Origin of the sequence: Mesotoga sp., assembly GCF_035363035.1 — a bacterium.
In the GTDB taxonomy this organism is placed as follows: domain Bacteria; phylum Thermotogota; class Thermotogae; order Petrotogales; family Kosmotogaceae; genus Mesotoga.
The window spans coordinates 1-10,585 of the sequence record NZ_DAOSEH010000076.1 but is presented as its reverse complement, the minus strand read 5'-3'; the positions used below and the strand labels follow the sequence as shown (position 1 = coordinate 10,585).

Here is a 10,585-nt window from a genome sequence, read left to right as displayed (position 1 = left end):
GATCGAGGAAGTTGGTCTTGCCTTCTGTGAGATCCTTTATCCATTCCGGTCCGAGAATGCTGACTCCGACCATCGCGTGCTGCATCGTGAGTGTCCAGGCTTCCTTACCCGATACGAAGAAGGGATCGATGCCGTTCTTCTTCAGAACTTCGGCGTTGGCCACCAGTTCGTCCCATGTTGTCGGTTCTTTTAGATCGAATTGATCGTAGTAATCTTTGTTGTAGTAGATTCCGACTACCTGTACCGCAAAGGGAACTCCGTACACTTTGTTTTCCCAGGTCACCGAGTTCAGAGAGGCCTGGGGGAAATACGTCAGATCGACATGATCGCTGATCGGCAGGTAGAGACCGTTTTCTATCAGCACCTGTGTTCTTCCGCCGGGGAGCCTTCTGGAGTAAACTATGTCCGGTCCTGTTCCTGTTTGAAGAGCGAGGTTGACTTTCGAGTCGTATTCGGTTGGCGCGTAAGCGGTGAACTCGATCGTTATATCTTGGCCCCGGCTTTTCAGGAGCGCTTCGATCTTCTGCCAGACCTCGGCATCCTGAGTTCGCCAGCTCCAGATGGTGACTTTGCCGGCAAAGGCACTCACCACAAGCAGTGCCATCACAGCAACTAGCAAGATTTTCTTTTTCATTTTTCCCCTCCTAACACTTAAAGTTGAGAACGGATGGTTCACTTATTCTATGCTCAATAACATCTATACAACATTTATCGAAAAGATGTAGTCCTGAATGCCCTTACAACAGCTGACTACCGAAACACCACCTCTTAAAAGTCTAGTATTGTCAGAATGATTATACAATACGGGCCATACAAAAACGAAGTCTTAAAACATAGCGAACAGAATCGATTCTCGCCATTTATAGCCGTCTATGGTCTATCAGTGGCTAATTGGGCGAAATCAAGCATATATAGCGGCGAGTTTCACCGCTTCGATCAAGCTGGCGGGGTCTGCTAAACCTTTACCGGCTATGTCGAAGGCAGTGCCGTGATCGACAGAGGTTCTTAATAGAGGCATTCCAAGAGTCACCGAAACGGTTCTGGCGAAATCCAGTGTCTTGGACGCAATATGGCCCTGATCGTGATACATGGACAGTACGGCCGAGAACTCTCCCTTGCGGGCCATGGCGAAGATCGAATCGGCCCCGAAGGGACCTGCGACCTTGATCCCCGCCTTTCTGGCTTCTACGATGGCGGGTATTATCTCATCGATCTCTTCTCTGCCGAAGAGACCGTTCTCTCCGCAATGCGGATTGAGGCCGGCAACCGCAAAAGGTCTGGAGTCTTTCAACCGCAGTTGTTTTAAGGCTTCCGTGCAGCGCATTATATAATCCAGCACCCTCTCTTTTTTCACCATATCGCAGGCCTGCCGAAGCGATACATGCCTGGAAAGAAAGAAAATCCTCATCTCTCCGTAGATTTCGAACATGGTCAACGGGTCGCGGGTGCCGGTGAGTTCGGCCAGAATTTCCGTGTGGCCGGTGAAGAGTATACCGGATTCTTTCAAGGATAGTTTGTTGATAGGGCCTGTGGCTATGGCGGCCACTCTCTTAGAGAGCGCCAGTTGCACGGCCCGGCGTATGTATTCGAAGGCGGCCCTGCCACAACCGGCCGATACCGTTCCGATGGGGAAGTTGTTTTCCTGGATGGATGGGAGTGATAGAAGCACGAGTCTTCCGGGACGATACTCGCCTTCTTCGGGGTCGCTTACCTCGCTGACAGTCAGATTCAACTCGTTGTGAACTATCTCTCTCTCGATGCTTTTTCGGTCACCAATCACCAGAGGTCTGCAAAATTCGTAAATTTCGCCACCGGCAACGGCTTTTGCAGTTATTTCCGGGCCTATCCCCGCGGGGTCGCCCATAGTTATGGCGACAATGGGATTGCCCGGTGGAATTTTCATTTCAAGAGGTTTCGCTTTGCTCATGTCGTCCACGGAGATAGTTCCGCACTTCATATTATCCCTCTCCGAAGACTTCTGTCCTTATTCTTCCAAGATACCAGTTGAAAGCGTCCAGGGCTATTTCGGCGCCCAGTTTATTTTTCTGGGTACCGGCCATTTCGATCTTGGTACCGATGATTGAAATAAAATCGAACCCGCAACTGGAACCGGCTTGCTTGAGAGAGCTTCCGATATTCCTTATCTCTTCGAAATCATGCTCGACAATAGCCGTCTGGAGTTTCTCGGAATCGAGTTGCCTGCTAACTAGAAATCCATCTATGAGACCTTCCAGGTCGGGCTCCACCGTAACGATGATCCTTTCCATTGGCTATCCTCCATGTTCTCACAACTTTCCTGCCAGATTTTCGCCCTGTGAATGTTCTATGATATTGCCATGGCCGTGTGTGAGTCGGTCTATCGCCAGTCTTTCCCAGACCTGCCGACCATATTACAGTTTTTCTGGTCTGGATTCTGTCAGGATATACCAATGATACAATATAAGATTCGTCAAAGGGATATTTCAAAGTGGTAACGAAGACTCTTCGAAAACACTGTGGAACGGGGAATAAAAAAGTCCGGGGAATGTTTTTTCCCCGGACTCGAGAGATAGAGATAACTTACTGTAAATACACGTCGCTCTTGTCAGCTTTGGAAGGATCTTTGAAGAAATATCCGAGACCGTTGTCAACGATTTCCTTGTATCTGGGAGCCGAAATGGTTAGACCTCTCTCGGGGTTCTTCTTCGACCACTGCACGACTATTTCCTGAATGACCGAAGAGTGTTGACCTACCCTTCTATCCATCGAGAAGCCGTTTTCGTCGTAAGGAACAAACAGCAGTCCCTTTTCGGCGGCTTTGAGAACGAAGGGATCGATACCGTCCATTATCAGTTCCGGAGTCTTGGCCGCGGTTATCTGGTCCAGATGGACACCGGGAGATTCCAGCAGGAAGGGGTAAGCGTCCGACCAGTCGCCGATTTCTCTGTGAGAGAGTCCCCTGAAAGCCGTCGGGGAGCGTTCGACGTGGTTTTCGAACTTTTCCCTGCCCTTGACGTAGAACGAAGCGCCGGTGGCGTAACTCATCGATTTCTCCGGTACGACTATACAGTTGGTGACCGGATACATGGCCTCGGCTTCGTGGAGATCGATGACGATGTCGATCTTTTCCTTCTTTATCATCTCCATGGCTGCGTAGGTTACCTGTTCTGCATAGAGTCCGTCCGGTCTTCCCGGCCAGGCTCTGTTGGTGTTTCTGGCGTCTATGTAGGACATGGCCTGACCTTCTGGATAGTGGATATAGACATCGGGGTCGGGCCACTGATCGAGAGCCTGAAATCCTCTGTCACCCATTCTGAAGGTCTTCTCTCCCCAGGGAGTTTCCATGCTGAAATACAGCGGGAAACCGCCTCCGGGCTGAGTGCCGAGCGAACCGCTTCTGTTGAAGTGAGGGATTATGTACACTGTTCCCCGATCGACCTTCAAATTTTCAATAAGATAGAATGCCGCCAGCGCCGCAGAGGGCTCGCTCTCGTGCGTACCGGCTATTATGAGCATCTTCCCTCCCTCTTCGGAACCTTTCAATTCGAAGACGTCGGTATCGGCTATAGTTCCTTCGATGCCGCTGAAGTATCTGCTCAATTTGAAGACATCGGTTACACCCGGACCGGCAACGACCTCTTCTTTGAAGTTTCGTTGCAGGTACAGAGGAATTCCACCGGCCAGAACCACCAGCAGCAGTACCGCCAGAATAATCCATTTTCTCATCATACAATCCCTCCTATTTCATTCTCAGTAATCTGAGAATGAGTGGTAGAAGGGCCAATGCGTAGAGTATTTCACTTTTTATGTCCTTGGTTTTGATGAAATTCCATATAAGCATGCCCACTACATAGGCTGTCATCACGTAATAAAGGATCATGATAAAAGTCATGACAATTCCTCCTTAACCCACCATCATCAGGAAGCTGAGGTTGTTGGCAAAGATAACCATTATCATTCCCACGACGGTAATAGCTATCCAGGGAACTATACACTCCTTCAGGAAGGAGCCGTAAGAGCCTTTGTAGCCGACGGTACTTACTGTCAGGCGTCCGATGAGCGCGGTCGGTGGCAATCCGTCACCGAGAGGCCACAGCAGACTCAGACCGGCCAGAACGATAACGGGATTTATGCCGTTAGAGTTCAGCATCCAGATGAGAGGAATACCGATAACCATCGCGCCTCCGTAGGTTAGCAAACCTTCGGAGATCGGTATTATGAATGGCAGGATTATCCAGACGACGATCAGAGGAGCCGTGACGATCCACATGGATATCAAGCCTTTGACTCCGTTGAAGCTCATTATCTGGACAAGCATTCCAACGACCGCGGTGGTTGCCAGTAGAGGTGTCAACTGAGAAACCGTGTCTTTGCTTACCTTGAGTATATTGACTCGCTTGTAGTTCATTGCCCAGGCAACAAGCGCGCATATCGCAAACGCCAGAGGCAGACCGAGAACGGGGAATCCGAAGGGCCAGATTCTCGGGGCGGCGAGCAGGAATATAAGAACCAGGAAGGGAATTCCAACGCTCCAGCCGCTCAGACCTTTGGGCTCGGGAATATCCTTGAGGGCCTTTTCCCTGTCAATGACTTTGGCCTTTCTTCCAAGGAACAACACGGTGAAGAGACCGAGAATGATGATGGGTATTAGAAGCGGCATCGTAAAGCCAACATAAGGTATGGCTGTGTTCGCACAGGTCATCATGGCCCATATGTTGATTGGTGGAGCGGCGGCACTGAGACCGGCGACTATGAAGATTATCGCCGATATCGTGACTTTTGAAAGCCCCATCGCACCTAACGCGGCCGCGACGGTTCCGCCCACGACAAGAACGGAGATGCTTCCGGCTCCGGTCAGGGCTCCCGGAACGAGGATTACACACATCAGGAGAATCAACATGAGGATCTTTTTATTATAGAAAGCTCCTACGATTTTCCTCACTATGTAGTTCGTTCCACCGGATTCTTTGATGATATTCATGAAGATCGTTGCAAAAACAAAGATCAAACCGATATCGAGATAGGTGACGGATCCTTCCGCAAGGTGCCTGAAAAGGTCAAATCCGGCGCCTCCTGCTATACCTCCGCCAACCACTGCCAGGAACATACACATTTCCGTCGAGAACTTGAACAACTTCCCGACCACGTACGCCCCGACCATTACGATACCTGCTATGATCGTTTGCATGTAAATTGCGTCAGCAGACAATTTTACTACCCCCTTCAATTAGACCGGCGCCCTCACAACCCCCTGTGATAACGCCGGTCAATGGGAAAATCAAAGGCCGAAGATCGTGGTGAACGTATCCAGAAGATCGAAAGCCGACTCTATTTCTACAGCCGGAACGTTTCTTGCTTTAGCTTCGTTCGAGAAGCGTCCGTCTTTGTTTGAGTCGCTCGTGAACACAAATATATCCGCAGAAGGGATAACCGTGTCGATCATAACTTCGTTCGGGCTTCCGGGAAGTCCGCGTCTGATCTCTCCACCGATGGCTACGGCGACGATCTTTATACCGTTGGCTTTGGCGTACTCGATAAGGTTCTTCAGTCTTGCGACTTCGCTATCCACCGAAAGACCGGATGCGCCCATGCCCTTAAGATCCGCGCCCACTACAAGAATGAGTGTCTGGAACTTCGTGCCCTTTGGATCGGGAGAAAGAGTTGTGACGTGCTTGCCAATTCCAGACTTGGCGTCTGCCAGTCCAACGCCGGCCGCGAATTCATCTTTGGAGAGAATGTCGCAGTAATCGTACTTCAAGCCGACTTCATCGGCGACGTAGTTTACGGTTTCAACTTCGGCGCTCTGGCCGGCAGAGGTTATTGCCAGCGGAAGCCCCAGCTTGACATCCGTGGTTGCCAGCGCCAGTGTTACAACAGAGATGGCAACAAGAACCAGTATAACTTTTTTCATCTGAAACCCTCCTTTTGAGTTTTTATGGAATGCTTTATCTCAAAACAAAATCATTTTCAAAGCCACTGATAAAAAAAATATAGAAGCCTGTCCCCATCAGGGGACAGGCAATAGTGATTACTTCGCTTTGTAACCGTCATCTCCGAAGATATGACCATCGGCGTATCCGACTTCCTTGAGCCATGCATCTGGATAGCCTGCAGACGCACCGACGTTGGGGATGTTGATGTAGCCGTCGCGGTACTTGGTTATCAGGTATTCGTTGAATTCCCATGTTTCCGCCATTACTCTGTCCGAGACATCGGCGACGTAGTCTGTCAGGAATTCCTTACAGAGTTCAGGATCTACCGCGTAAAGCTGTGCTGCGGCCGCCTCTATCGCTGACTGCATTGCGAAGAGCTTGCCTTCGGTCTTCTTCTGGAATTCCTTGATTTCCGGGTACATGTAGCTGAACTTCAACTCGGCCCAATTGCCCATGAAGTTGAAGGCCCAGGACGCAACATCGCGATCGAACTTTTCAAGACTTCCCGTGTCGAACGCATCTGGAACATCGGTGATGCCACAGTACATCGGAACGAGTATTGTTTCATGAGGTGCTGCTGCGCCCCACCATATCACTCCACCGACAGGATCGGGAAGCCAGTCTCTTACCTGAGATACGAAAACGTACTCGCATCTGAAGATCGAGAGTGCTCTTTCCCAGCTACCCTTGATCAGTCTGCTTGAGCCTGAATAGCGGTTGGGGTTGCCGAACGGTCCTGCGGCGAGACCCTGTGTCAGATCAAATTCCGTGCCTTCGTAGAAATCTCTGAAGAGGTCGATTACATCGGCCACGGAGAGCTTCTTGTCGGGAACCACAGAGAACGGGTAATCCTTTGTGAAACCGTCTTCTACCCACGGAGAAAGTTCCAGGGACGGAGCCACTCTGTCGAGAACTCTCCAGATTCTTCTGAGACTGTAGTAGGGGTAGGAGTATTCGCCGGTGCTGACGGTTGCCATCCAGTCGATAGGACCGGAGCTGGGATCGTACCAGCCGGCCGCCGTCGCGACTTCGATCAGGTTCGGGGAGAACATGTTGTCTTCGCTGTTAGGATCGAGTTCCCTGATCCTGAAGATGTTGGCCTCAACGAAGACTTCTCCGTCGGGGACTTTCTTGGCCGCCCAGAGAGCGCTCTTCTGATCTGGTGTCGCACAGATCTCGAAGACCCAGGCTTCCTGAGGGTCGGTTACTGTGAGAGTTTCGCCCCAGCCGTAGTAGCCGTACTCTACAGCCAGCGCGCCCATCAGTTCGATGGCCTCTCTCGCGGTGGTGCATCTTTCCATCGCTACTCTGGAAAGAGCTGCAACGTCGAAGATACACTCGCCGGCTTTGGCCTGCGCGTAAACCTTTGCCGAACAGGTACACTCACCGATCGCGAGCTGGTGTTCGTTGATTACTCCATAGACTGCATCGAAGTAACCGTAGGTGTGCTCGACCTGGTCGATGTAACCCAGAGGTTCTGTTGCAGGGTAACCCGGTGTGTCGTACGTCGGGCCCATATCTTTGCCGACATAGCGAGGGTAACCTTCGATGAACGGATAAACGGCTCTCTGTGCACCTGCTTCATAATCTGCGGCTGGAATATAAACATACCTGAAGTCACAGGCTCCACAGTCAGCAGAGTGGCTGGTCATGACAGACCCATCAACGGATGCGCCCTTGGTGACAATGATGGTCGTGCAGGCCCAACCGATCGTTACGATTGCGGCAACCGCAATCAAGACTAACAGGATCTTACGCAATTGAAACCCCTCCCAACTAAAATGTATTGGGGATATACCCCGGATTTAAGGTCGTTAGACCTTATTCAATCACTGTAAAAATAAATAGATCTCTTCCTCCGGAACTCCCCATTTCTGAAGAAGTGGAGTATCCCGTGAAATACAGCGTTTTATCTCGCGAAAATACCGACAGTATTGCATCGTCCTTAGAACCTCCGACTGCAAGTTTATCCAGGATCTTACCCGCGGTATTCACTCTAATTATCCAGCCGTCGGCCATTCCATGATTGCCGACTACATCTTTATCGCTGGATGTTGAATAACCGGCTACAATGAATTCATCTTCTCCAACCTGTACGACTCCATTTGCGATATCTGTGAAACTTCCGCCGAAATTATTGCTGGAGATCGCCGTTCCATCGGGCGATATGTACGCAATCCAGAAATCCTTTCCACCGAGTCCGCTTGTTAACAGGGAAACACCTGACTCCTCTTCTCCCACGACAACGATATTTCCATTGTCTGCAACAAGCAGATCTATTCCGGCTTCAGGCCAATAGTCTCCGTACTGATTGAACCATTGTATAACTCCGTCGCTTCCTATCTTCAGAACAGACATCTGCTCTTCGACGTAGTTGCACCTTACATTGCAATCTCTGAAAGCGTAGTACCCGACAACATAAATCGAACCGTCGTCGCCTATGGCGATCTTTTTGGCGCAATCTTCACTTCTATAAGCACCGGCGAGCCACTGCCTGAGAAGCTCTCCGTCTCGGCCGAGTTCTATTATCCAGAAATCTTCGCCCCAGTCGTACCCGATGACATCTCCGTTATCGGATCTGGTGTATCCCGCGACGAGTATATTTCCTTCGGGAGTCTCCACCACGTCGTACGCTTGGTCCTGGCCGCTTCCACCGAAGGTTTTCTGCCACTCGAGCTCGCCCGTCGAAGAAACGCTTATCACCCAGAAATCGCCCAAACCTTTGTTACCGGTTACATCTCCATCTGAGGATTCCGTCAATCCCGCAAGTACGAAACCGCCATCCCGCGTAGCCGTGAGCGCCTGGGCAACATCGCGCTTGCTTCCACCGTAAGCCTTCCACCATATGAGTTCGAGATCTTTGTCGAACCTGGCGATAAGAAAGTCTTCCTGTCCATTACTGGAAAAGAAAGTGCCTTCCGAGGAAGTGGTGTAACCGGCTATCACGACGCCGCCGTCTGCGAGCAGAACGATATCGTTGCCCACATCGTCCCCGTCTCCGCCTACAACGACCAGATCAGAAAGCGTCAAACCGGCGCAGGCTACAACCGCAAAAAAAGCAAATAAAACTACCAGATATCTTTTCATCCATTTTCCTCCCATCAGTCACAACACCTTCCCCCACCGAAGTCCCTCTCGAAAACAATCAAAAGATCCACCACGATCGAAAGTTTCAGCACGATCAGCGAATCTTCGTATAAAAGGGACGCATAGTTCTCGCTCGAGCTCCCTGCAAATACAACGGCGTCTGTAAGCGGAATCAATCTGCGGGCGAACTCCGCTTTGATCGAGTCATCACCGGAATCATCCACATCTATGTCGATGATCATAACCAGTCCGTTTTCCTTCTTTATTTCGACTGCCATTTCTTCGACTCTGGTAATATCCTCCAGATGCTTCCCGTATCCGCCTCCGGCGATTACGATCAGGGTTCTGTATCGGGTGCCGGGCGTATAGAAATGGTAGAAAATATCGCCTTCGCTTTCTTCCACCTTGCCCAAGCCCGCGCCCATTTTCATCTGCTCCAGAGTCGCTCCGGGACTGTAATCACGGGCTATGAAAAGAGTGCCACAGAAGTAGTTCACCGTATTCAGCTCCTGGCTCTCTCCCCAGACGGTCATCAACATAGGGTCTTCCATTGGAGGTAGGACGTCCGGTACATAGGCAAAAGAAACAGCAGTTATAAGAAAAAACAAGAAAGACAACCAGATTCTCAAAAGACCATCTCCGCTAAAACCGACCAGTGTGAATTTCGGACAGAAAAAAATACAGGATCATCGTTTAGATTACTATACTCCAAATTATATCAGAGAAATACTTCGAATAGCGAACTTTCCCAATTTTGATACAGAAGTTTTAAAAAGGAGTCTTTTTGTCCAGTTGGCTCCGATCTACACAGAGCCGCATTTAGAAATCGACTCTTATTTACATATTTACACAAGACCCAATCCTCCATCGGAAAGTATCACCTGACCGGTAACCCAGTCGGACTCCTCGCAAGCCAGAAAGACAAGCAGACCGGTGTGGTCTTCGGGATGGCCGATCCTTCCGGCCGGAGTTCTGGCTTCTATCCTCTGGAGGACTTCCGGGTGTTGCGTATAGAACGGCGAGGAGAAGGGAACGGTCTCGGTAGGTCCGGGAGCCACGACGTTGACCTGGATGTTGAACTGCGCCAGCTCGAGAGCCATGACTCTCGAAATCGCTATTATACCGGCCTTGGCCGCACAGTGACCGGCGTGCTCCTTTTCCGGATACTGGCCCCCGATCGAGGCCAGATTGATTATCTTCCCTCTGCCTCCGTCTTTCATCACCCTTGCGATCGCCTGAGAAAAGATGAAAACCAGTCTCACGTTCACATGCCACTGCCTGTCCAGCTCTTCCAATGGATGATCGAGAAAAGGCGCGCGGAATATGTAAGCCGGACAGTTGAGGAGTATGTCTATCCTTCCAAAGATCTCCCTCACTCTTTTTGAGACTGTCTGTGCGTCCGATTCGTTCTCTATGTCATCCTCGATGATGACGCAGCGCTGTTCTTGCCCTGAGCCCTTCAAGAAACGTTGTTTTAGAGTTGCCAGTTTTTCGGCGTTTTTGTCTATCAGGGCGAGCGAAGCGCCTTCATTCCAGAAGGCTTCGGCGGCCGAGCTTCCTATCCTTCCGGCGCCTCCGAAAATCAC

11 protein-coding genes are annotated in these 10,585 nt (G+C 50.5%); all 11 read right to left on the bottom strand.

Features of this window, described 5'->3' with window-relative positions; all coding sequences use genetic code 11:
• On the bottom strand, positions 1–634 hold a 634-nt coding region (locus PKX57_RS09780; RefSeq protein ID WP_472417043.1), incomplete at its 3' end, for an ABC transporter substrate-binding protein.
• A gap of 267 nt (positions 635–901) precedes the next feature.
• Positions 902–1,903 carry a 4-hydroxythreonine-4-phosphate dehydrogenase PdxA gene (pdxA, locus tag PKX57_RS09775; protein ID WP_472417045.1) on the bottom strand — a complete coding sequence of 334 codons (1,002 nt, stop codon included), beginning with the start codon at positions 1,901–1,903 and terminating at the stop codon, positions 902–904.
• Between the two features lie 55 nt (positions 1,904–1,958).
• Positions 1,959–2,267: a cytoplasmic protein gene (locus PKX57_RS09770; protein WP_214048357.1), complete on the bottom strand. Its 309-nt coding sequence runs from the start codon at positions 2,265–2,267 to the stop codon at positions 1,959–1,961.
• Positions 2,268–2,559: 292 nt separating this feature from the next.
• On the bottom strand, positions 2,560–3,705 hold the full coding sequence (locus PKX57_RS09765; protein ID WP_472417041.1) for a succinylglutamate desuccinylase: 1,146 nt from the start codon (positions 3,703–3,705) through the stop codon (positions 2,560–2,562).
• A gap of 13 nt (positions 3,706–3,718) precedes the next feature.
• Positions 3,719–3,871 (bottom strand): hypothetical protein, encoded by a 153-nt coding sequence (locus PKX57_RS09760; RefSeq protein ID WP_169698694.1) that lies wholly within the window; start codon positions 3,869–3,871, stop codon positions 3,719–3,721.
• Positions 3,872–3,883: 12 nt separating this feature from the next.
• A complete protein-coding gene (locus PKX57_RS09755; protein WP_213922247.1) occupies positions 3,884–5,188 on the bottom strand; it encodes a C4-dicarboxylate ABC transporter in 1,305 nt (434 codons plus the stop codon).
• Between the two features lie 69 nt (positions 5,189–5,257).
• Positions 5,258–5,890, bottom strand: coding sequence for a DUF6305 family protein (locus PKX57_RS09750; RefSeq protein WP_213922246.1), 633 nt, complete (start codon positions 5,888–5,890; stop codon positions 5,258–5,260).
• Between the two features lie 117 nt (positions 5,891–6,007).
• Positions 6,008–7,672: a C69 family dipeptidase gene (locus PKX57_RS09745; RefSeq protein WP_213922245.1), complete on the bottom strand. Its 1,665-nt coding sequence runs from the start codon at positions 7,670–7,672 to the stop codon at positions 6,008–6,010.
• Between the two features lie 61 nt (positions 7,673–7,733).
• On the bottom strand, positions 7,734–8,999 hold the full coding sequence (locus PKX57_RS09740; RefSeq protein ID WP_214050137.1) for a hypothetical protein: 1,266 nt from the start codon (positions 8,997–8,999) through the stop codon (positions 7,734–7,736).
• A 14-nt stretch (positions 9,000–9,013) separates the two neighbouring features.
• On the bottom strand, positions 9,014–9,628 hold the full coding sequence (locus PKX57_RS09735) for a DUF6305 family protein (protein ID WP_472417039.1): 615 nt from the start codon (positions 9,626–9,628) through the stop codon (positions 9,014–9,016).
• Positions 9,629–9,844: 216 nt separating this feature from the next.
• On the bottom strand, positions 9,845–10,585 hold a 741-nt coding region (locus tag PKX57_RS09730; RefSeq protein WP_472417037.1), incomplete at its 5' end, for an SDR family NAD(P)-dependent oxidoreductase.